Here is a 24,382-nt window from a genome sequence, read left to right on the forward strand (position 1 = left end):
ATGTTACAAACAAATAAAAAATACAAAATACTATTACTGATGCTCTTCCTTGTTGCTTCATTACCAATGTATGCTCAAGAACAAAAAGAAGAAAAAGAAGAGGAGAAAAAAGAGCAGAAAGGTCTTAAGGTTATGCTTCAAGACTACGTAAAACAATTTAATGAAGAACCTCCTGCTGAAGAGGAAAAGGCCTCATCAAAAGAACAAAAAGAAGCGGAAGAGGAAAAAGCAGCAGAAGCTAGTACGGATTCTACAAATACAGCTCCTGAAGATGCTGTTTTAGTAGAAGAGAGTGTAGCGGAAGAAGATTCAATTGCTTTGGCTATTGAGGCATTAGAGCAAAAAGCGTTTATTGATACTTTACAGATGAAAAACCGTTTAAGAGAAGTAAAGAAAAATAAGATAAAGGGAGATTTTACAGAATCTGAATGGCAGAAGAAAATGAACCTAGTTAGCAATAAATCTTTGGAAGGTAACTATGATTTATTGGATAATGTGGAAGTATTTGGGTGGCATCCGTACTGGATGGGTAAAGGTTATGATTCATATAATTTCTCTTTATTGAGCACAATCGCATATTTCTCTTATGAATTGAATCCGGTAGATGGTAGTTATTATAGTATTCATGATTGGGAAACTACAGCCTTGATTGACTCAGCGCATTTACACAATTGTAAAGTATTACTGACGGTGACCAATTTTGGCTATAATAACAATAGAACATTTTTAAAGAATAGAAACGAACAGCAACAGGCCTTAATTAATAAATTAGTGACATTGCTTTTTCAAAGAAATGCCGATGGTGTTAATATAGATTTTGAAAATATCCCTAAAGAGCAAAGACAAAATTTCACCAACTTTATTATCGATTTATCGAACTCATTAAGAAAGTCGAACCCTAAATTCAAAATATCACTGACAATTCCTCCTAAAGATTTTAACGGAGTATTTGATATACAGAGTTTAACACCATATGTAGATCAATTTATTGTGATGGGATATGAGTTTTATGGTCAGAACAGTGCAATTGCAGGTCCGGTTGCACCAATTGAGAGTGGTGATTTTTGGTGGGAGTTTAATATTGAACGAAGTGTTTTAGAATATAAAGTAGATGGAATTCCTTCTGATAAATTAATTTTAGCCTCTCCATTATATGGTGCAGAATGGATCACAGAAGATTTAACTTATCCTTCCAAAGCAAGTCATTTTGTTGGTTACTTGACTAAGAAACAAATTGATGGGAAAATTGGAGGAATTCCTGTACAGCGAGAAGCCTTAAGTGGAAGTGCATTTCATGTCTACAGAGATGAATGGGGCAGGTATCATCAAATATGGTTTGAGGATAGTGTTACTCTTCAGAAAAAAATTGATCTAATCAAAAAGCATGAATTAAAAGGAATTGGCTTCTGGGCTTTAGGTTTTGATAATGGCAATCCAGAAATGTGGATTAAGGTAAAGGATAATTTCACAGTTTTACCTGAAAATGCACCGTCTGGATTTTCAATGGGTAAGACCAGAAGATATATCAACTATGCATTACGTATTATTTCAAACCCTAAAACTATTCTCACAAACCCAAGCATGTTGATGTACATGTTTGGAGGTGTGATGGGAGTTAATTCATGTTTCATCATATTTTTTCTTTCTTTCAGATATAGGCTGACAAAATTAATGAAAGTAGCCAGTTCGACTTTGATTTTAGTCTTTACAATCATTGGTCTGGGCATATTTATGATCACTTATGACTTTGTAAGTGCAAAGGAAGTAATACTCATGATATGTGGGATACTCCTTGGAGGGTTAGCCTTATTTTTCCTTAGTTATCGATTTTTCATCAAAAAAGAATTGCCTTAGATTATGTCTGTAAAAATAAAAGAGCTAAACATTAAGATCGAAATCAAGAAAGATTTCCTTACTCAAGAACAGCTGATGGATCAATTCATTCAAAAGCTATCTATTGACAAGCTTCCTGTAGAATTTATTGAAAGCCTTGCAGAGAAGTGTAAAGAAGAAATTGATAATGATCAAAGAATATTAGGAACCAAATTTGGCAGGTTTTAATAGCAAAGAACAATGACAAAGAAAAGCGAATTATATCATACCCGAACCAAAGTAACTATTGAAGCAAACGGTAGTGAGTTGGAACTTTATTCTTATCAGTTGAAAAACCTGAGCATAAATTATTCTATTAATGATACTCCTTATTGTAGTATTACATTGATGAATTCAAGAAGGTCAGTAGATTTTTCATCTGTACAAGATTTATATCCATCTAATGAAGTGAAAATTTACGCCGAAAATGATTTTGTAGAAAGATCACTAATATTTGAAGGTGTAGTTTCTAAGTATGGCACTCAAAGCAAAGGAAGAAAATTTATGACGGTGATTGAAGTACTGCATCCGGTATTTCGCTTAAAGCGTAGAGTCATCAATCGTTTATTTGCATTGAGCTTACCAGAGGTGGTAGATAAGATTTTTAGCGATTATGGATTAACAGTCGATAATCAAATGGATATTGAAGAAGAGGAGTCAGACAGTAGGATAACTCAATATCAACAAAATGATTTTGAGTTTGTCTTATCAAAAATAAAGCAAGCAGGCTGTATGTTTTGCCCTTCCGCAGAGGAATTGTCTGTGAAGGATGTGCTGGGGGATGGAACTCCTGTAATGGAAATAAACCCAATTCGAACTACTCGCTTTAATGTGTTTATGGATATTGAGGATCTGCATGATATCGCTAATATCAGTACATACAATGTTGAGGATATGATAATAGAACAAGAATCCTCAGAATCTGTCTCTTTTGAAGCAGGAGATACTAGTGTGGATGCGGCAACAGTATCTGGTGCGTTAGATATTGGTGCTCAAGAGGTCATTTCTTTTGGGCAAGAAAACACAGCAATCCGTAAGAAATGGCTGACACATAAAATTCAAGAAAGTAAGCTGGGTAAAGTAAAAGGTGGAATAACAATAGAGGGAACTGTTGATGTAAAACCAGGTGACTTTGTTACCATTGTTGAGGCAGGTTCAATACTTGAAGGAGACGCATTTGTATATGGAGTTGAACAGCACCTTGAAAATGACAATTGGAAAACCACTTTACTTTTAGGGGTTTCAAGTGATGAAGAGCAAGCAAGCCAACAACCTACTTTAGATACAAATTTTGCTATTACTGGATTACAGCATGGGATTGTAAAGCAAGTTCAAGATAGCGGTGATCAACATGCTACAGATCAGTATTTAGTACAAGTAGAATTGCCCCTTTTAATGCAAACAGATTTGTCTAATGATGTGGAGCCTTTGGTATGGGCAAGATTGGCCACTTTTTATGCTGGAGAATCTCATGGTACTCTTTGGTTACCTGAATTGGAAGATGAAGTTGTAGTTGGTTTTTTAGGTGGTCATCCTGATAATCCTGTCATTTTAGGATCAATATTCAAAAACTCAGATGAGCACCCGCATATTGGTACTGAAGGTTATAAGTCAATTGTCACTAAGAGTAATTTAGAGTTGGCGTTTGATGACGAAAACGAATTAATACATATGCATTCAGAAAGTACGCATGTGACTTTAGATCAAGCCAATGGTATACTTCATTTGAAAGTTACAGATGGAGATACTGTCTTGACTGAATGTATATTGGATAAAGAAAATAACATTAATATCAATAGCCCAGATGGTGAGGTTAATATTAATGCAGATAAAATAAACCTAACAGCAGCTTCAGAGATGAAGCTAGAATCGGCAAGTAGTCTGTCAGTAGATGGGCAGGAAGTTACATTGGCTTCACAAGCTAAAATGGGAGTAGAAGCCGGTACGATGTTAGAATTAAAAGGATCACAAGTATTTATTAATTAATAAGTAAAAAATATGAAACCTGCAGCAAGATTAGGAGATACATACGAGTGTAAAGCTCACCCTCCGGCACCACCATTAGTTTTACCATTAGTGCCTAATGCTACTGTTTTTATCAATAAAATACCTGCAATGGGAGTACAGCCATTACCATGTGGGTGCCAGCCAGTATTAACAAGCAATACGGTATTTATTGAGGGTAAGCCAGCAGTTAGGGCAGGAGACTTATTGCCTGCTGGAACAATATTGAAAGGGAGTAATGATGTTTTAATTGGAGATTAGTCAAATGGAAATAACAATAATACTGGACGATAACAAAACGAAAATTATCTTAAAAGCAATTACAAATGTAAGTACTAGTGTATCAGCTTCTGGGTTAAAACCAAAACCTACTAATCCTGCTAGTGGTAAGAAAGGAGAAAGTTCAGGTAGCGATGATGATATAAAAGATGGTCCAGATGTTTCACGTATCAACAAGAATTTCTCATTTACTGCATATTTAGATGATACAGGTATGCTTTATGATAAAGTTGATAATGATCCTGATATTAGATCAACGATAGATTTGATTCAAGATGGTTTGATGAATGTGAAAGACAGAATACCTAGGGTTGTAACCTTTGCTAGTGATACCATTGGAATTGCATCTGATCATAAATTCCTTATGACATCATTCAATACCACATTTGAATTGATGAGTAATGAAGGAAAACCATTGAGAGCTAAAGTAGATTTTTCTTTCGCACAAGAATTTGAGCCTAGCGGGGGTTCTAGCAGTACTTCTAAAGATGAATCTCAAAACTCTCAATCTTCTACACAAAATAGTCAAGAAAGTTTTAATGGTAGTGTTTAAAATGAAGAGTAAAATTTTAAAAATTAGTCTTTTCCTTTTTCTATTAGGAAGTTTTCAAAATGCAATGTTTGCTCAAGAAAAAGAGGGTATTGTAGAAAAGGTGAGAGCTTTTGTGCCAAGTTATGTTGGAGAAAATGATAAAGATGCTTACCAATTACAAGCCATCAATCACCATAAATTGTGGTTTTTTATATTAGATGATAAAAAGTCATTGCATGTTTTGACATTTGAAAATGATTCTCTTCAAAAAACTTCAGAATTTTTTGAAATGGGACTTTTCAAAATAGTAGATAAATATGGTATGAGCTGTGAAAATAAAATTGCACCAGTCAATGATTTAACTCTCAAACCCTACTATAAATTTAAGAAAAAGGCAAGCAAGGATTTTGAGAGACTTTTGTATTTAGAATATGGTTATGTTAAAAACTCATTTTTTAGAAAAGTAGGAAATGTTATCATTTTTCCATTTACTTTTTTCTTAAGTAATGAAAGCTCTTATGATAAAGCCATCAAAAAAATGCAAAAAGTGGAGAAAAATATTCAGAAACAGCAAAATGCCTATCAGTCTATAGCTTCTCCTTTGCTTTAAAAACTAACATTATGTTGAAGAATTTTAAAACTATACTATTACTTCTCTTCAGCTTATTACTACAGCAAACTGTAATGGCACAGATGGATTGTGCCGAAAAAATGGTGAAAGCTCAAAATGCTTTTGATAATGGTAATATTGAAGAGGTGGATGGTTTATTGAGGGATTGTCTGAAAGGCGGTTTTAATGATAGTCAGAAGGAGAAAGCATACAAACTGTTAGCTCTTTGTAATATCTATCAGTTAAAGAAAACAGAGGCGGAATCAGATATTAAAAAGTTATTGAAAACGAATCCTTTTTGTACTGTAGATGAGGAAAATGACCCTCAAGAATATATTGAATTACTTAATAATTTCAACAGACAGCCTTCTTTTTATTATGGTGTAGAAGCTGGCGGTAATATGAGTATGGTTGAAGTTGACCAAACTTATGTTATCACACAAGATGTAGAATCAAGTAATTACAATGAGCAATTTGGATTTGAGGGAAACATCAACTTTGGTATGTATCTCTATCATTGGATTGATTGGGGTGCATTTGCCGGCTTTAGAATGTCGACGGTTGAGGTAAGAGATAAAAATGTTTTGGGCATATTGTCAACAACTTATCAAGAACAACAACAGTTTTTCAAGTCAGGTTTGATGATCAATATTAATTTCAGAAAACACCCTAAGAACATTTATCTGACACATGAAAACGAAAAAGATATCACCACTTCACCATTGTATCCATTTATTAGATTATCGGGTAGCTATAATCAGCTGTTAAGTGCAGAGGCAAGTATTAGAGGAACTTATAATTTAGAAGGGAGTTCAGAAACAACCTCAGATCAGCGATCTGTAATGGATAAGAGATTTAAACAAGAAATCCGAGCTGGAGGTGGTATTGGAGTTAAGAAACAATACAAAAGAGGTGCATTTTACTTTTTGGTCCAATACCAATATGCATTCCATGATTTAATCTTAGAGTCAGAACGCTATAAGGGAGATGTCTTCCTTAATTCCTATGCTTTTATTGATAATGATTACCGTAATCATCTCATCACATTTGAGTTTGGTTATCAGCACTACTTCTACAGATTCAAAAAGAAAAAATAAATATGGCATTATTAGATAGAAATACATTAAAAACTTTTTTCAACCAAGGGAAATTACCATCTCAGGAAAACTTTCATGACTTGATAGAATCTAGTGTAAATAAACTAGATGATGGCTTGTCTAAAAGTATGGATGAAGGTTTAATGCTTTCTCCAGTTGGTGATACTAATAAGTTGGTGAGTTTTTTCAAGAACATTGAAGATCGTAGCCCAATCTGGAGTTTTACCACAGGACAGGGCAGTAGAGAATTACATTTACAGAATCTTCAAGGTGAAAGTATTATGACTTTTGGTCAAGAAGGTCAAGTGGGTGTCAATTGTCCACAGCCTCAACATTCATTAGAAGTGGGAGCAACCCTTGGTGCCAAGGGAAGAGTAGGAACACTTTATAAAGGCAGTGTGGAAGCTAATGGAAAATGGCATCCAATCATTGAAAATCTTAATGGGTGTCATGCTTTTGAAATTGTGGCAGGGGTAGGAAAAAAGAAGACAGGTAAATATGCTTTAGTGATTGCGCAGGCAATCAGTACTTTTGGTGATGCTCATGATAGAATTCGAACTACCCAGGCTTACTATGGTTCCAGAGGGAATATGATTGAGTTTCGTTGGAAAGGTGAAACTTATAACTACAGATTGGAAATGAGAACAAAAGGTAATTACGAAGGTAATACTGTCGCCAACTATCATGTGATGTCACTTTGGGAAGATCAGTTTATGGACGAGTCATTTATTGAATAAATCATACAATTATGAAAAATTATACAGGTTGGAAGTTCCCTCCATCATTCAATGATAAAGGAACCGAAATAGAAATGGTGTCAGACCATATTGATATTAGAGAAAGCCTTTATATCCTTTTTTCTACACACCCTGGAGAACGCCCTGTCAATATTCATTATGGGTGTAATCTAAGACAGTTTTTATTTAAAAGGTTAACTGCTCAACTTATTCAGGATATAAAGTTCACCATCAATGAAGCCATCATTAAATTTGAAGATAGAATTGAAGTGATGGAAATATCCATTAACGAGGAAGATGAAAAAGATGGGAAATATTTAAGTATAAATATTCTTTACAGAATCAAAGAAACAGGAGAGGCAGGAGAGTTTAATTATCAAAGTGAAACACAATAGTTATGGCAAAGAAAAACCCACCAGTACGTTACAACAAGGATGAATTGAATGAATCATTTGTAGGACCATCCGTACCTGTATTAGCAGGGTTCCGGTTTAAGGTAATTACAATAGGTAAAAAGCCCAATGGTGAGATCCAAAATTGGGATGAAGATACAATAAATACTAATCAAGCCTTTGCATCATTTCAGAGTATATCAAGGATTAGTGCTAAAATGAAGACAGAAAAAATCTCTTTATTAGGTGTCAATAACCGTCAGTTTCATGTGCACAGTGGAGTAGAATATGACGATGTAGTTTTTAAAAAAGGGATTTTATCATCAGAAATGAATCTTAGTACACCATTTTTAGCTAGTATTCAAGAGATGTCTACTACGGACTATAGAGTGAATAAGTTAAATTTAATTGTTGTGGCCTTTGATCAGAAAGATTCCCCAGTCTATGCTTTAAAATTAGGAAGATGCTTTCCAACAGCTTGGGAAATGGGAGAGTTTAATGCTGAAACAGGTGAATTGCTGATAGAAAGTGTAACCTATTCTGTGGCAACAGTTGAGGAATTGCAGATTTAAATCATTGATAAGACTTAATAAGTTAGCTTTCAAGGCTTAATAATAAACCAGTTTTGACTTAGAAATTTCAACTTTAAAGCAAAGAAAAAGATATAATTCTATCTCAAAAACAAACTCTTCAAATGGCAAACAATATTACAATTGACAACGTCAACAGGCATAATATTCTAAAACTAAGTGTATTATTTTTCGCAATAATTTTTTCATGCTTAAACAAATCAATTCTTGATCATTTATGTGATGTGACTGTAGAACTTTTGTTTGAGTGGGGACGTGTAGCGTTGATACTTTTTACACCTTTTGCTTTTGTATTATTTCTCTTAAGCAGGCATTTTTCAGTGAAGAAAGCCCAGATAAATACTATGCTGTTGTACGGCTTAGGAGTTTTAACAGCCTATTATTTGGGTGTGGAAAAGTACAAGTGGGTCACTGCTGATGTTTTCCAAATGGGATGTAATATGTCTATTTATATGTTGTTGATCATGATGTATGCCCATATCTACAATCGTATAGAGAAAGTATTGAAATTTACCTCTTTAGATAAAGTCATAACACAATATTTTTTAATAGGTTTTACACTTTCAACAACCGCATTCTATTTTTTTACAGTTTATATTGATGCCTACTTCATTTACATTACACCTATTGTAACGGTTGTACTTATTGTATTTTGGTGGAGGTTGTTGAATAATTATTCATCACTTAAACTGGTTAATCAGAATATCCTTGTGATCCGTTCTCGACATTCCTTTAAAAAAGTAGTGACCAACAGGTTTTATCATCTGATTATTTTGAAATCAATATTTCTTACTTCAATGAAATGGATCTTGGTATTGCTGATGTTTTTTCAGGCAATGACACATTTCAAAGAAGACAAGATTGCTGTGTTGGGATTTGAAGCTATTATTTTCGGAATTATAACCTTTTTTGTATTTGGAGTCCGAAGACTATTTACCAACCAAATCATTGATAAATTTGGTAGACTCTCCATTTTCCATGTACCTCCATTGATCTTGATATTATTTTCAGGTGCTTCTATTGCTATTCACTATTTAGTAGAAAATCAGCACGAGTCGTTTATGGGTATTCCATCATTACAGATGGTAGTAACTTCCTTATTATTTGTATTATTTTTTACTTACCTCTACAGTTTAGAAGATGAAACGAAGAACGATGTGTATCAAACTATTTCAGAGGAACTCAGAAGCGACTTTTTATTAATCAGCCAAATTGCAGTTTCCTTTCTTTCCATTTTCCTTTGTTATGGGCTTTACTATGCATTTGGTAATATGGATGAATACAAAGAATTGTTGTATTTCGGTTTACTAGCATTGGTATTTTCATACATGGTGGTGACGTTCTTTTTACGTAAAGATTACTATCAGGAATTAGAAGATGCCATTGGTGATAAATCCTTTAAATATTCTGTTTTATTTCCCATTCTCAATTTATTAGCCAAAAAAGAAATTTCACAAATCAATGTTCGGTTATTGAATTTACTAAAGAAAGTAGCACCGATTACATTGGATAATAACCTTCCTTCCTTCATTAATCATAGTAATGATGATGTGCAATCATTTGCTGTAAACGAAATGTGGAAAGAAGGAAAAATTGACTTATTAGTCCATCTACAAAAAATTATCAAATATAAAAGGTTCTGGCAAAGTCAGAATGCAAACCAAATTCATGATGTATACCTAGATCTTTCTGAAATAGAAGAACGTATGGACAACAAGAGTTACATAGAACAGTTGTCATTGTCAAAGCTTTCCGAAGAGAGAAGCCTTGGAGCAAAGCTGTCGGTTCAACTTCCAAATGACAAAAGATCTGCAGTTTTGAAACGATTATTACAAGATCCAATCATGAATGTGAGAAGAGCGGCAATTATTTCTTGTGCAGAAGGGGAAGTATCTGATAAGGTTTATGCAGAAATGGTCAATAATATTTCCCAAGTTGGTTTACAAAATGTGGTAATAGACGCAGTGTACAAAGTAGGAGATCATGTAACGGATATGTTGCACTCCACTTTTAATGCAGTAGGCCAAACCGTCTTGACACAAGAAAGAATTCTTCAATTGTACGGTTTATTGAATACAGAAAAATCATATGCATACCTTCAAAAAGCCTTGAATCATACTAACCAGAAAGTGTATTTGGCTGCCTTGGATACCTTAAGTGTAGTGGAAGGTACCATTGATAAGAATATGTATATAATTGAAAAACATATAGAACTTCTTGCAAAGCAAATTGTATGGAATTATATGGCGATTGTGGAGATTAATAAAAATAATATTGAAGATCAAATTCTTGAAAGTGCTTTGATTGAAGATTGTTTGGATAAATTGGACGCCATCTTAAGGTTCTGTGGTATTCTTTATGACTATCAAACTTTTGCTATTGTAAAATCAGTAATTAACAGCAAGACGGAGGATGAAATTAACTTTGGTGTTCAACTTTTGGAAGTTGCTTTACCCAATACATTGGAGGTAAAACCTATGATCATCATTATCTTCAAAAAACTGTCTTTTGAAGATAAATTAAAGGAACTGGATGTACACTGGCCTGTTGAATCAGAAGAATTGAACGATATTATTAATAAACTAATTTATAATGATGCACAGCTGACGAATAGGTGGTCAAGAATTGCTACTCTGCATTTGATCCCAACTTTACATACAGATCATTTTAAGAGTACATTGATTACACAGTTAGAAAATGAGGATCACCTAATACAACAAACGGCTTTTATCATTCTATCCAACTTACTTCCTAAAGATGAATTGACAGAAGTGATGTATCGTCTGACTTATGATAATGTATCTTTAAAAGAATTATGGCATGGTTACACATTGAAAAATGAAACCATCAACGTAATGGAAATATTAATGGGTATGAAAAAATCACCTTCATTTATCCACCTTGATGGAGATATTATATGTGATATCATGGATATTTCAGAAGTGGTAGATATCAAGAAAAATCAAAGACCTCTAGAATATTATTTTGAAGAGGAAGTGCCTTATATCTATGTACATATGGGAAGCTTAGAAATTGAAATCATCGATAAAAAAGGAAAACGTAAGCATAGCATTGCGTCGCAACAGTGGTTCAATCCAATGGATGAGTTCTTTATGGAATTACAACAAATATCGTGTGTATCAAACACAACAACTCAAATCCTAATCACTCCCCAAGATGAATTTGAAAGCTTGGTAGGAAGGAAAGCAAAGTTATATCACTTTGTAGAATCTGAAGTAAAGGAGCAATTTACACATTGAAAAATATAACATTCTATGTGGGTTAAACTTACAATAGGATATCATTTAAAAATAAAGCAAATAAATAAAAAACACTCTATTGGGAATATTAAACCAATAGGAAATTCAAGATAAGACTAATCATGAAAATAACTTTATCTCTGTTTATTATGTTGATTTCTGTGCTGGGAATCCATAATAGTTATTGTCAAACTTATTCTGGGACCAATTCTTTTGTTGCGGGAGACAATATGATAGATTTAACTGGGAATCGCTTTTTGTATTCAGGTGAATCTAACTTTGTGTTTCAATTTTCTACAGTAGACCCTTTGCCAACAGGATTTACTTTGATAGATACCTATGAGGATAATGGAACAGAAAAGAGTACACAAATAACTTTTTCCGATGGTGATAATACTATCAATATTAACCAAAGTGAAAATGCTTTAGTAGGTGATGTTACCTATAATGAAACGTCTAGTAAATATGAAATAACAGTAAATTCTCTCACTTTTATGAATGAGTTTGCTAGTACTTTTACTTCAGATAGTAAAATTGAAGGAGTATTTACTTTAAATCTTTCTTTTCAATATACTAATCCTGTAAGAAGTTCAAATACAGTTTACCTTAGACTAAGAAAGATACATGGACATAGTGCACCAGAAATAACACTCCATGATGGGGATCCTGCAAATTCTGCTACAGTATCCATGTCAGAAGTAGTATTCAATGATTCAGATTTTGATTGGTACTCTTATGATTTGTCAGGTACAAGTTATACACATATAGTTTATGGAGCGGGTGGGACTCCATTAGCGATCAATAATACTGCAATAAACTATTTTAAAGTCAATTCTAGTGGAACTTTGGAGGCATTATTAACACCCCCTTATGATAATGAGGAGAATGTAAAATTTCACATAGAAGCTGATGAGGTTGGTTTTAGACCTACTTTAATTATAGATAATCGGAGCCCTGAAATAACTATGACCTCTCAGCCACCATCAAGTGATCAAGAGTCAGTAGAATATCAATTTGAATTAGTCGGATTAGATTTTACGGGTCTTTTAGAAGAAGATAATGAATATTTCTTGGAGTTTTATACAGATTACAATAAGGATTTTCTACTAAAAAGGATAAAATTAGATAATGAAAATGTTACATCTATAAATTCTAAATATACTTTTCCATTTGTTGCTAATGATACACCTACTGAATTTTTCAATGGTAATAACGTCTTGTTTATGAAATTGTTAGTTGAGGATGTTTTTAATAATGAAGCTACTTTTGAAGGTATCACTTATATAACACAGCCAGATTTCTTTATCTCAATGGATGAAACCATTAAAGAAAAGGAAGTCATTAATGGTACAACATTAGAATTTTACCATAATTTATTGAACTCTAACATAAATGAGGATGAAAGTACAGCTACTTGCACAATCAATGGGACATCTTCAACAGCAACAATTAGCTTTTCTGAAGCAACAGCATCAACTTTCGAAGTTAATATACCATCGAATATTGCTGAAGGTACATCTATTGAATTAGCAGTAACCTTGAAAACAAACACAAATGAAACTGCGACTTATAGTCATACTGTAATATATGATAATCTAGCTCCAAGGTATGATTCTAATAATGATGCTCATGAAGGTATAGTTGATAGTTGGATAGATTTATCTCAATCAACAGTTTTTAAATATACGGTAACAGAGAATGATTTAGATTTAGAGAAAACCGAATTAACAATTGGAGATAAACAAATAAAAGTATCATCTTCCTCCAAGGATAATGATGATTATGAATTAAGGTTTATATTAGATGAGGCGTCTTTTATAACAAGTGAAAGTGGAGATATTACTGTTGGACCGTTAAAGTTAGTGGATAAAGCAGGAAACCAAACAGAAGGATTAAGTTCAACCTATAGTTACAATAAATTTTCTAGTATTACGTTTGGGGATGTTGTTTATAAAGTTGATAATGAAGTGGTGAGTTCTGTGAAACATAACGATAACTTAAGCTTAACAATTCCCATTGAAAGTTCGGGAGTTATGGTAGGTGATGAGATTGCAGTTCAGTTTTATGGTGTAAATGGTACTCCTAATATTACTGGGGAAACAATTATATCAGGTGAACAAGAAGGTGAATATGAATTAAGTTTTAATGTAAATATTCAAAATACAGTTTTTTATAATAACATTCCAATTAAATTCGATGTTTCAATTACAAACAAATCTAAGATAACGAAAAGAAGTGAATTAATTGAAGGCCCTGTGGCTAATTTACCATCCAGTTTGACTATTTCTAGAAAAAATACTGATCAAGAATATGTAAATAATAATTTTGAAATACTTTTTGAACATACCCAAACAAATAATACCCAAATAGATCAAACCAGGTCATTTGCTGTTCTTAAAAGAAAGTTAAACAATGGTAGTTTTTTAGATGTTACACTAGGTGAAAATGATGGGTTGGAATTCCAAGAGAATAGTGACTTTAAATTTGTGACATCAAATTTGAATACACCGTCTGAAGGAGATGAATTAAGATTGGATATTAATTTATATGAAAGTGGAGGTACAGGAAATCAAGCTTTTCATAGTTCTACCTTAATTTACGATAATACAGCACCAACTTATAGTAGTTTTGTACATGAAGAATTAAATTCCACTGGTAATGGTGGTAACACAAAATATTGGATAGACCTCTCCAAATCTACAATATTTGAGTTTACAGTTACTGATGCTCACTTGGATATAGATGAATCTAAATTATTTGTAGGAACAGATAGTTTACCTGTTTTATCATATACTGAAGTTGAAGATGATACATATAAGTTAAGGTATGATATTGGAGAGGTTCTATCAGGTAATACAGGATCTAGGTCAATCACCTCTTTACGTCTAAAAGATAAAGCCGGGAATACAACTACTAATACTGGTGTAAGTGATACAACCTATTATTATGAAAAACAACTTGACCTACCATTAACATCTAGTGATGTTCTATATTATAGTGTAGGACAAGGGAATCAAGAAACGTCTATTGAAAATAATATCGGAGAAGATAGTATACGTGTACTAATTCCTTATAGTACTACAGGAAATGTTGATAGTGTAAAGGTAAAAGTATTGAATGCGAGTGCAGGAGAGTTTTATATTCCTAATAATCAAATTAGTACCACTAATAGAGCAGGTATTAAATATATAGTTTTTGATGTTAATGTGACTCCTGATACATTTTTTTCGAATAGACTATTTGCATTTGAAGTAAGCTTAAGAAATAGTTCCTATTTACACTTTTCAAGTGGTAGAATCGAAGAAAAAATGATAGAGTTTGAGACATCATCTGGTGTGCAAGTTACGAGAGTTGGACCAAGCCCAATGTATGTTGGCTCTAACTCAAAAGTGGTTTTTGAACATAATATTGAGAGTGCAACTTTAGATACCTTAGCTTCAAAAGCAGAGCTTTTTTCTACCAGTGATAATACACTTCTAGTAGAGTTAAATGATAATTTTACAATAGAAAACCATGATAATAGATTCGAGGTTTTTATTCAATCTCTGGATGATGAGGGGGTATCTACAGGTGATACTTTGACTTTAAAAGTAACCTTAAAAGTGGACGGCAATGATGTTATTCATGAGTCAGAAGTTATATATGATAATACACCACCAATAAAGAATAGTGATACTGAGCCTAATATTAATGAAATAGTTTTTAGTGATAGTACTAGTTATTGGTTTAATTTAAATGAACAATTAATTTTTTCATATAATATAACGGAATCTATTTTAGATATAAATGAGTCAAAACTGATTGTTGATGGTGAAAGTATTGCAGCTACTGATTACCATCTTAATGCTACTAATAATTATAATCTAGATTTTGATCTTGGAGAAGTTCTGAAGAATAATTTTGACTCCTTGACCATAGATTCATTAATTCTTACAGATTTAGCAGGAAATACTTCCATAATTACTGATATAAGTAAAAAATATTTTTACGAGCGTAATGTTGATTTACCACTAACAACAAGCTCTATTAATTATTATTCAATTGCTGGAGTAGATTCAACATTAATTGAAAATGGAATTATTGAAGAAGGTATAGTGCGAGTAAAAGTACCTTATAATAGTGAAGGTATTGATAACATTTCTGAGGTTAATTTGTTAGGTACGATTGAGACAGTAACTGCTACTAACATTAAGACAGAGGAAAGTGAAGGTAATAAGTATATAAGTTTTGATGTCAATGTTACACCTACAAAATTTATCCATAACAGACTTTTCGCTTTTGAAATTAAATTATCAAATAATTCATTATTAGAGTTTTCAAGTGGACGAATTGAAGGTCCTGTTTTAAAGTTTCCATCTTCTTTCTATATAACTAAAAATGATCCTACTATAAATTTAATCAAGGCATCTAGTAAGATTGAGTTTAGCCATAACAAAGAAAATCATAACGGAATTGATAAAGTTAGATCATTCGTGAAAATTGAAAATGAGGATGGCAATGAAGTAATAGGTGCTACTTTAAATTTTGATGGTTATTCAGATAACAATTTTAGTCTTGACATTAGAAGTGATAGTTTACAATATGCTGAAGGAAATGAAGTACCTGAAGGTACTAAGCTAACATTTGAAATTACATTATATGAATCAGGAGGATTAGGACAGGTAGCCTTTTTATCAACTGTTTTTGAGTATGATAATCAATCTCCTAGGTTCTTGTCTATAGCTACATTTGATGGTATTTCTCTTTATAGTGAAGAAGATTGGATTAATCTTAGTAATGAAACATATCTTAATTTTGTCGCAGAAGATAATAATCTTAAAGTATCTGAGTGTTTATTAACTTTATCGAATGGAATAACCTTAACAGCAATAAGTGATGAACGTGGAACATTAAAATTTGAACTTCCAAAATCTTATTTAGAATCAAGTAATACTAATGTAAATATATCTCTATTAAGGTTAAGAGATGTGCTTGGTAATGAATCATTTAAAACAATAAGAAAGGTTGATGCTAATGGGAGTTTAGTGCCTTATCCATTGTATTATGAATATTCTTCAAAAATTAATATTGCTGCAAATATAAAATATAATAATAGCATATTAAATGTTAGTGATGTATTAGATGGAGGAACAAATGTTAATATTGAAGTACCTTACACTTCAAGCGATCTTACAGATGTTAAGATTAGATTCTTAGGGACTAAAGGAACTCCCCCTGAAATTAATGTGACAAGTTTTACTGATGATGAAACAGGAAAATATTTTAACTTTTCATTCAACTTAAGTGAGAATTATTTTAATAATAATCAAAATCTTAAATATGAAATTATTGCAACTAATCTTTCGAATGAAACAAAGTCACATGTAGTTACAGGACCTATTATTCAATTCCCTTCTAATTTTTATATTTCACAACCTATTACTGATGTTAAATATATAAAAACAGGAACCTCTTTAAATTTTCAGCATAGCAAATTAAATAGAGATTTAAATAAAGGTAGTTCTAAAGTAGATTTAAAAATTGATGGAACTGTAACAGATATAACGGACCAATTAACGTTCAATGCTAATAATTTGAATACATTCAATGTGATAGTTCCTGATCTTTCAGATATTACAGAAGGTCAGATAGTAGAAATAAATATCACGCTGTATGAGTCTGGAGGTTCTGGAGAAATCGCAAGGCAGACATTTAGCTATATTTGTGACAATACAGCCCCCCAATATGTATCTACATACTTTAATGACTTTAATAATATTGGGACACTTGAATCACCTAACTATTGGATGGATTTGACAGCACCAATTTTATTTAAATTTAATGTAACAGACCTTGATCTTGATGTGTCAAATTGTCAATTACATTTATCTAGTGGAGTTTCTTTGCAAGCTAAATCATATGAAAATGATATATTATCTTTTGAATTACCAAAAACAGATCTTTTAAATAATTCTGGTAATGTAGCTTTCACAAAGCTTGATCTTTATGATAGAGTTGGTAATCATAATGAGAAAAATTATGATGAAAACTCTCCATCTCCAATCTTTAACTATGAAAAAGAAGGTAATATAAGTATTAAAAGTGTTGAGTATAAAGATGCAAGTCAAGCTCTAATAACTAGTGGAGGAGTATTAGATGTAGGACAGTATTCTATAAAAGTAAAATATAACTCTGCGGCTTTTGATAAAGCTTCAATCAGATTTTTGAATACTAAAAAACCTTATGAAATAAGTAATGGATTGTCTTACAATAAAGGAGAAAAGTATTTTACTTTCAATATTAATGTAACAGAAGAATATTTCTTTAATAATAGTAAAGTTGAGTTTGAAGTTCAATTTGAGAATCACTCTTCTGTTCTAAAAACGATTAAGGTAAATGATAATTTAACTGCTCAATTCTCTGTTGATTTTTATATTACTCGTGAAAATCCAAATGATATTTATGTTAAAAATGGTTCAATAATTCGATTTAAACATAGTAAAACAAACGATGCAATTGATAAAGAAAGGTCTTTGGTTGCTCTAAAGGTAGGAAATCAAACCATAAATGACATTCCAGCCTTAATTTTTGAAGGGAATAATACCTCTAAAGCATTTTCTTTCAGAATGCCAGAATTACCAACTGTTATAGAAGGGACTCTAGTAGAATTAAGCGTAACTCTTTATGATATAGGAGGATCTGGTAAACAAGCAAAGCTAGTTACTTCATTTATATATGATAATGATGTTCCTGATTTTAATAATTTCACATTTACGGGAATTAATAACTCAATACCAATTGATATGGATACTCTTGAAGCTCCTTGGATTGATAAAAGTGAACTGACATTCTTTATGTTTGAGGTGGAAGATTTAGCATTAGATATCGAAGGTTGTAAACTGTTTGCTGAAGTTGACGGTTCTAAGAGAGAATTAGAAATGTACCGTTTTATTACTAGTGGTTCTGTTACAACGTTGATCTATAATCTTTCGAATGAGGATGTTGAAGCTAATTTTAATATTTCAGGTGATGTGAAAATTCATAGCTTAGAGGTGAAAGATAAAGTAGGGAATAGAATAGTATATAATAGTGATAATAATACAAATTTCCCTCAAGTAGAATATGTTTATGAAAACAATTTCACTCTTGATACTGATAATATTAAATATTATAAAAGAGATAGTGACGTTGAAATCAATGATAATTTAGAAGGCCCAATTACGATTAGAATTCCATATGTAAGTAATGGATTAAGTGATGTTGAAGTAGAATTTCAAGAGACTAAAAAATCTATGATCATACCGTATGATTCGATGAGATTTGATCCTGAAAATCAATATTTAGAATTTGACATTGCTGTAAGTAACGAATTCTTTGAAAGTGATAGAGCTTTATCTTATGCTATCAGAATGGTAAATAGTTCTATGGTAGAAAAGAAGGTAGCATCTGTTAAAGGTCCAAAGATGAAGTTTACAACTCCATCTGAAATTACAGTTGACTTTCCAGACCTAAAACAAAATAAATGGCTGATCGAACATACAGATGAAGAAGAACTGAAAGTTGTAATCAAAGGTAGAGGAGAATCTGTTGATGATGAGCCAGTGTTGAATGCAAATAAGATATCTGTAGTATTAGATAACAGGGTTATTTATGAAGTCACGGAGAACCTTATTAGTAAAAAGAGTTACACATTATACTTGCCAGCAAGAGTTTTGCCAAAAGATACAAATACTGGAAAAGTTAAATTAGGACAAAAGGAGTTGTTCTTCAGATTATCTAATGATGTTGGTTCCAATGATGGAGCAGGGCGTTCTGTAACATTATCTGATATACCTGATATCTTAATCAATAGAGGATGGCTTTATTATCATAGAACAGGTGATACTTTTACAATAAAAACGAATTTGGATCAGAATTCGGAAGTTGAGCAAATTAATTATACACCTATTAATACACCTTTGATGTCACCTTCAGATTTATGGAAATTCTATGGAGAAGGGACAACAAATGATGATATTGATGTTCGTATTACAGCTCAAGCATTGGATGTAAATACTGCATTATCTACAGATGAAGTTTCGGTGAGAATTACAAATACAGATATTGTCACAAATTTAGATGAGAGCTATTGTAGTAATAATAATTCTGACAATGTGATCACAATTGACTCTAAATATTCTGATAGAACTGAAGATATTCATTTGGAACTTTATCGAGTGAATTTGGGTAATCTTGAAAAGATTGATGCTTCAGGTTTTATGGAGATAGATTCTGTAAATTATCAATTTGATCCTAAAGTTATTCATCAAGACAAAGAGAAAAGAACAGAAAGTTTTAGAGTGAAATTAGTGTATCACGGGAGTACTGGAACAAGTAATATTATGCTTGGTTACAAGGATTTTCAAACTATTTTCGAACCAGATGTAACTGCAGATTTATTGATGTTACAACCTGTTATTGGTGAGTCTAGTGTCCTTTCAATAGTATTGACAGATTTTAAAGACAGAACATACAAATTGCTAGAAAATGAACATCTTGACATCATTAATGATGTCATAGAAAGTTCAAACGGAGAGTTTTTAGTAAGATTAAAAGACAGTTTTACAGGAAAGTATCTAAATCTGGAATTAGAAGTTTACTCTGAAAACGGGCGTTGTGAAATCTACAGGTCTTTTAAAGTGGAAGTTTCTCAAAAACATGTTTCACTTTCTGAGGATGATGAAATTCATATTGCTTTTTCTAATTTAGAAGACTGGTCTAAAAGTTATTTGACCCAGAATGGCGAAACACATGTATATGAAGATGATTTTGAGGTGGTGACTCCTTGGCATGCAACTTCTAATCAATGGAAACTTTCAGGTAATCAAGATAAAGGACATACAGCACTAACTTCTCCAGTTTATGATCTTTCGTTTTTGAAAAATGATGATTCAGAATTCCGTCCAATGTTGAAATTCCTTTATAATGATCAGACTGTAGAGAGAAACGGCGTGTTCTTACAGCTAAGACAATTAGAAAAAGGAGCTGCTGAACCTTGGGTGACTGTTGGAAAAGATAATGAAGTTTGGAATTGGTATAACACTTATAGCCTTTATAATAATGACTTGAATTCTAATGAAAAAAGTTATGCATGGTCAGGTGGATCAGGTCAACTAGAAGGAAGATTACCATTAGATGAATATTTAGTCTCAAGTAAAACGCTTGACAAAGTACAATTCCGCCTTGTATTTGCCTATGGTGAAAATACAACGGATGCTTTCCAGCCAATCAGTCTTGATATTCAAAATAGAAAGCGTAATGTAATTATCGAATCGTTTATTCAAGCCAATAATGCAGATCACCACAGTATTGAGGATCAAATTCAAGAATTGCTTTCAATTCATACTACTGCTGATCAGGGATATATGCACAATTATTATTTAGAGAGAAAGCTAGGATGTTCTGATTCATTATATGACAGGGGTGCTGAAAAGGTTGAAGCTCGCCGTTTATGGTATGGATTGAATTCAACAAACGAAACAGATGCACTTTATTCTTTAGCAATTGACGGAAAGCTTTTTGAAGGAAATAATAGTCAGTATTTTGATGACAAGATTTCAGATGCTATTCGAAGATCAGTGTTGAAAGATGAACCGGTGGATTTAGATTGGAAGATTGAAGATAATAAGCTAATAGTTGATTATGCAATCAAAGATACCTTAATGAATAAGTTTGATGAATTATTGTGGATGTTTACTTTTGGAGATGAACAGTCACAAATTGGTCAATGTAATCCTATGAACCTTACAGTAAATAACAATAACCAAGTGATTGGAGCAATTGTTACTAAAAAGGCTGAAGGGCAAGGTACCGTTGTTGCAGATCTTAGAGAGATTACTTTCGAGATGGGTAAAAACTTCAAATTACAATTGTTATTACAGCATTTAGGAACGATGGAAATTTTCTCTGCTACACAGATTCCTATTAAGAGAGATATTATTTCATCTATTTCTCCATCTCAAAAAGTGGACATGAAGTTGTATCCTAACCCTGTAAGAGATGTGTTGAATATTACATATCAACCTACTCCAACTACAACTTATGTTATTCATAATGTAGAAGGTCAAAAGGTAGCAACAGGAAATTGTAATGGTACAGTAATAAAGGTGAGAAGCTTACCACATGGTATGTACCTATTATCTCTTTTCGAGAATGGAGAGAGAATTGTAGTGAAGACTTTTATTAAAGAGTAAATCCAAACCCCATTAGAAAATAGTAAATCTAATGGGGTTTATTTTTTACAAACAAGTACTGAATGTGACTACTCTTTAGGTTTGTTAGAAGTGAGTGTTTTCAATTGAATTATCCTTATGAAATTTAGATGTGCCATGACTAACTTTTTACTAATAACTTCCTTTGTCCTATTTTTTACAACTCAAGTAAAAGGACAGGTTTTGAGAAAATAATGATTTCAGAAAGAAATTATAGTAATAATAGTACAATAACTAAAGTTTATGAACTTACTCAAGATGGTGACTATATTAACCTGACATCATATCAATATGCTTTTACTTTTTCTTACTTAACATCAGAAATTAATCGTCTGGAAAAACTAATAAAGATTGAAAAAGATAGAAACCTAAAAAAGCATATAAGGACACGTTAAAAATCACCCGGAAGAAATTGGAGTTTGTAATCTCCCCTGATAAAGATACAACTTTGATAAGTCATCATTCCGAAACTCTTTTACGATAAGAATACAGTGACTTAAATTCCGCATTGGAAAATGTGCTGTCTAGTTCTAAGCGTGACTTAATGGATGTTTCATTACTTGATTCTATTTGTATTCATGGCTTTACCTATTTTTTCGAAATTGAGAAAACAAGTACCAAAACTATTGAATTCAGCATTTATTGCCCCTCAGAGAAAAGATATTCAATTCTATTTTCATTAATCTGTGAACTAAAAAAGTGAAACCTGTATAATATTAAACTAGGTAACATGTTTAATTTATCTTCAAATACAATTTATGAGTATGAAAAACAAAGAACTCGAACACTTACTCCAAAAGTATTTTAAGGCTCCTCAACAATTAAAAGAAAAACTAAAGTCTATTGATACAAATCAACTCAGCTTTAAAAGCTCTGAAAGATCGTGGAGTGTGAGAGAAGTTATCATTCATTTAGCAGATAGTGAAGTGAATGCTTTTTTACGTTATAGAACAATTATCGCTGAACCTTTTAGAGAAACTTATGTTGTGGATGAATGGAAGTGGTCTCAGGAATTAAAGTATCAGGTTCAAGATATAACTCATTATCTCGATTTATTTGAATCATTACGCTTGATTACTTATCATCAATTATTGTTATGTACTGATGCAGATTGGGATAAATATGTAAAACATTCTTATTTAGGTGAAATTACTTTGAAAAAGTGGTTGAAAATATATGTAGAGCATTTTGAGCAACATATGAAACAAATTGATAAAGTACTTTCACAAACTACCTTTGATGTAAAATAATGAAATTTCCAGTAACACCCTTAGATGTAAAAAATGAGATTGAACTTACTATTGAAAAGCAGAAACCAGTTCAGAGTTTGAGGACAAGCCAGCTCATTAAAGTACTGAAAAAAGTGCCCGAAGAGATTATTGTTGAAGGAGTGATTATGACTATTGAGGATAAAAATAATGGTTTCTGTCAACAAGAAATCGCTAGTAAGATCTTATCATCAATCAATCCAAAATCATTATTGGATATAAAAAATGTAATAGATCGTATTATAGACAACTGGGATAAAAGTTGTGAAGAAATAGTCTATTGGTTAGTGGAGAATTATGGTTTGGAAGTAGTAAATTCTTATTTATCCACTTATCAAATCATTAAACACAAAAGCATCAAACCGACAAGCTAAAGACGATGGTTTGGTGGGTGAAGGGCTATAAGAAGTCAGAATAGAGAAGAAAAATTTGTACATTAGTGGTAACTAAAAATCAATATTTTATTTCTCATTTCATTTTTTATGAAAAACGAATTCATTATCAGTATCAGAAAACAGTTTGAATATTATAAGTTCTTAGGGGAACAATGTTTTAATCAATTAAATGAAAAAGAACTTTTTTGGCAATACAATGAAGATTCAAATGCCATATCAACGATAGTCAATCATTTGTCGGGTAATATGAAGTCTAGATGGACTGATTTCTTAACTTCTGACGGAGAAAAAGAATGGCGGAATAGAGATCAGGAATTTGAAAGTACTATAAAAAGTAAAGAAGAATTATTCATTCAGTGGGAAGAAGGTTGGGAGTGTTTATTTACAGCTATCGATTCAATAGATGAAAACAATTTTGAAACAAAAGTATTTATAAGAAATCAAGAACATACCATTATCGATGCTTTTCATCGTCAACTCGCTCATTATTCTTATCATATTGGACAGATAGTCTTTGTTGGAAAGATGATAAAAGGAAGAGATTGGAAAAGTTTAAGTATTCCCAAAGGAAAATCTTTGGAGTTTAATGAAACGAAATTTTCTAAAGGAAAGCATAAAGGTCATTTCACAGATGATTTAAAGAAATAGCTATGATTTTTTATATGAAACGTTTTGCAAATATATTTTCCATTCTCTTACTTGTTTTTTCTATTCTTTTTTCTTCATTTGATGTTGTTCAGAATTTAAGTGATTACAAGTGGACGAACAGGGTTTTGATTATTAATGCTCCCATTAGTTTAAGTGAGAAATTCCAAAATCAACTCATAGAAATTCAACAGAATTACACAGGTTTGAGGGAAAGAAAAATTGTCTTAATAACCATCGTTGGTACAAAATATTCAGCCCTTGATTTTACAGATCCTGAGTCTAACACTCAATGGAAAAGCTTGACGAAAGAGTTGGAGGAAGTATGTCATGAATCATTTGAAGTAGTGTTGATTGGACTTGACGGAAGTGAAAAGTTAAGACAAACTGAAGTTTTGTATAAAGAAGATTTATTTCAATTAATAGACAGAATGCCAATGAGAAGATTGGAAATGAATGAAAATGATTAATC

The 24,382-nt window shown here is 32.1% G+C and carries 16 protein-coding genes; all 16 read left to right on the forward strand.

Annotated elements, in window-relative coordinates; genetic code table 11:
• Positions 1-1,854 (forward strand): glycosyl hydrolase family 18 protein, encoded by a 1,854-nt coding sequence (locus tag AVL50_RS19345; RefSeq protein ID WP_082795922.1) that lies wholly within the window; start codon positions 1-3, stop codon positions 1,852-1,854.
• Positions 1,855-1,857: 3 nt separating this feature from the next.
• Positions 1,858-2,061, forward strand: coding sequence for a hypothetical protein (locus tag AVL50_RS19350; RefSeq protein WP_062618137.1), 204 nt, complete (start codon positions 1,858-1,860; stop codon positions 2,059-2,061).
• A gap of 12 nt (positions 2,062-2,073) precedes the next feature.
• Positions 2,074-3,858, forward strand: a complete 1,785-nt coding sequence (locus AVL50_RS19355; RefSeq protein WP_062618138.1) for a phage baseplate assembly protein V — start codon at positions 2,074-2,076, stop codon at positions 3,856-3,858.
• Between the two features lie 12 nt (positions 3,859-3,870).
• Positions 3,871-4,137, forward strand: a complete 267-nt coding sequence (locus AVL50_RS19360; protein WP_062618139.1) for a hypothetical protein — start codon at positions 3,871-3,873, stop codon at positions 4,135-4,137.
• Between the two features lie 4 nt (positions 4,138-4,141).
• Entirely contained in the window at positions 4,142-4,708 is a 567-nt protein-coding gene (locus AVL50_RS19365; protein ID WP_062618140.1) for a hypothetical protein, read from the forward strand.
• A gap of 1 nt (position 4,709) precedes the next feature.
• Complete coding sequence (locus tag AVL50_RS19370; protein WP_157491448.1) at positions 4,710-5,297, forward strand: hypothetical protein; 588 nt, start codon at positions 4,710-4,712, stop codon at positions 5,295-5,297.
• Positions 5,298-5,308: 11 nt separating this feature from the next.
• Positions 5,309-6,394, forward strand: coding sequence for a hypothetical protein (locus AVL50_RS19375; protein ID WP_157491449.1), 1,086 nt, complete (start codon positions 5,309-5,311; stop codon positions 6,392-6,394).
• A 2-nt stretch (positions 6,395-6,396) separates the two neighbouring features.
• Positions 6,397-7,131, forward strand: coding sequence for a hypothetical protein (locus AVL50_RS19380; protein ID WP_062618143.1), 735 nt, complete (start codon positions 6,397-6,399; stop codon positions 7,129-7,131).
• Between the two features lie 11 nt (positions 7,132-7,142).
• Positions 7,143-7,526, forward strand: a complete 384-nt coding sequence (locus AVL50_RS19385) for a GPW/gp25 family protein (RefSeq protein ID WP_062618144.1) — start codon at positions 7,143-7,145, stop codon at positions 7,524-7,526.
• Positions 7,527-7,528: 2 nt separating this feature from the next.
• The gene (locus AVL50_RS19390; protein ID WP_062618145.1) at positions 7,529-8,095 is read left to right on the forward strand and encodes a phage tail protein; all 567 of its coding nucleotides are present in this window, start codon (positions 7,529-7,531) and stop codon (positions 8,093-8,095) included.
• Positions 8,096-8,217: 122 nt separating this feature from the next.
• Positions 8,218-11,373, forward strand: coding sequence for a hypothetical protein (locus tag AVL50_RS19395; protein ID WP_157491450.1), 3,156 nt, complete (start codon positions 8,218-8,220; stop codon positions 11,371-11,373).
• A gap of 122 nt (positions 11,374-11,495) precedes the next feature.
• Complete coding sequence (locus tag AVL50_RS19400; RefSeq protein WP_157491451.1) at positions 11,496-21,584, forward strand: T9SS type A sorting domain-containing protein; 10,089 nt, start codon at positions 11,496-11,498, stop codon at positions 21,582-21,584.
• Positions 21,585-22,366: 782 nt separating this feature from the next.
• Positions 22,367-22,852, forward strand: a complete 486-nt coding sequence (locus tag AVL50_RS19410; protein ID WP_062618149.1) for a DinB family protein — start codon at positions 22,367-22,369, stop codon at positions 22,850-22,852.
• The gene (locus AVL50_RS19415; RefSeq protein ID WP_062618150.1) at positions 22,852-23,244 is read left to right on the forward strand and encodes a hypothetical protein; all 393 of its coding nucleotides are present in this window, start codon (positions 22,852-22,854) and stop codon (positions 23,242-23,244) included. The genes AVL50_RS19410 and AVL50_RS19415 overlap by 1 nt, the downstream gene beginning before the upstream one ends.
• 108 nt (positions 23,245-23,352) lie before the next feature.
• The gene (locus tag AVL50_RS19420) at positions 23,353-23,913 is read left to right on the forward strand and encodes a DUF1572 family protein (RefSeq protein WP_062618151.1); all 561 of its coding nucleotides are present in this window, start codon (positions 23,353-23,355) and stop codon (positions 23,911-23,913) included.
• Between the two features lie 14 nt (positions 23,914-23,927).
• Positions 23,928-24,380 (forward strand): DUF4174 domain-containing protein, encoded by a 453-nt coding sequence (locus AVL50_RS19425; protein ID WP_172826884.1) that lies wholly within the window; start codon positions 23,928-23,930, stop codon positions 24,378-24,380.
• The last annotated feature ends 2 nt before the right edge of the window (positions 24,381-24,382 follow it).

Source organism: Flammeovirga sp. SJP92, assembly GCF_001583495.1.
Lineage (GTDB): Bacteria > Bacteroidota > Bacteroidia > Cytophagales > Flammeovirgaceae > Flammeovirga.

Coding starts and splice junctions, on each gene's coding strand:
- AVL50_RS19355 (WP_062618138.1), top strand. CDS start 2,074: ATGACAAAGAAAAGCGAATTATATCATACCCGAACCAAAGTAACTATT.
- AVL50_RS19375 (WP_157491449.1), top strand. CDS start 5,309: ATGTTGAAGAATTTTAAAACTATACTATTACTTCTCTTCAGCTTATTA.
- AVL50_RS19385 (WP_062618144.1), top strand. CDS start 7,143: ATGAAAAATTATACAGGTTGGAAGTTCCCTCCATCATTCAATGATAAA.
- AVL50_RS19370 (WP_157491448.1), top strand. CDS start 4,710: ATGAAGAGTAAAATTTTAAAAATTAGTCTTTTCCTTTTTCTATTAGGA.
- AVL50_RS19365 (WP_062618140.1), top strand. CDS start 4,142: ATGGAAATAACAATAATACTGGACGATAACAAAACGAAAATTATCTTA.
- AVL50_RS19400 (WP_157491451.1), top strand. CDS start 11,496: ATGAAAATAACTTTATCTCTGTTTATTATGTTGATTTCTGTGCTGGGA.
- AVL50_RS19360 (WP_062618139.1), top strand. CDS start 3,871: ATGAAACCTGCAGCAAGATTAGGAGATACATACGAGTGTAAAGCTCAC.
- AVL50_RS19350 (WP_062618137.1), top strand. CDS start 1,858: ATGTCTGTAAAAATAAAAGAGCTAAACATTAAGATCGAAATCAAGAAA.
- AVL50_RS19410 (WP_062618149.1), top strand. CDS start 22,367: ATGAAAAACAAAGAACTCGAACACTTACTCCAAAAGTATTTTAAGGCT.
- AVL50_RS19395 (WP_157491450.1), top strand. CDS start 8,218: ATGGCAAACAATATTACAATTGACAACGTCAACAGGCATAATATTCTA.
- AVL50_RS19415 (WP_062618150.1), top strand. CDS start 22,852: ATGAAATTTCCAGTAACACCCTTAGATGTAAAAAATGAGATTGAACTT.
- AVL50_RS19420 (WP_062618151.1), top strand. CDS start 23,353: ATGAAAAACGAATTCATTATCAGTATCAGAAAACAGTTTGAATATTAT.
- AVL50_RS19345 (WP_082795922.1), top strand. CDS start 1: ATGTTACAAACAAATAAAAAATACAAAATACTATTACTGATGCTCTTC.
- AVL50_RS19390 (WP_062618145.1), top strand. CDS start 7,529: ATGGCAAAGAAAAACCCACCAGTACGTTACAACAAGGATGAATTGAAT.
- AVL50_RS19425 (WP_172826884.1), top strand. CDS start 23,928: ATGAAACGTTTTGCAAATATATTTTCCATTCTCTTACTTGTTTTTTCT.
- AVL50_RS19380 (WP_062618143.1), top strand. CDS start 6,397: ATGGCATTATTAGATAGAAATACATTAAAAACTTTTTTCAACCAAGGG.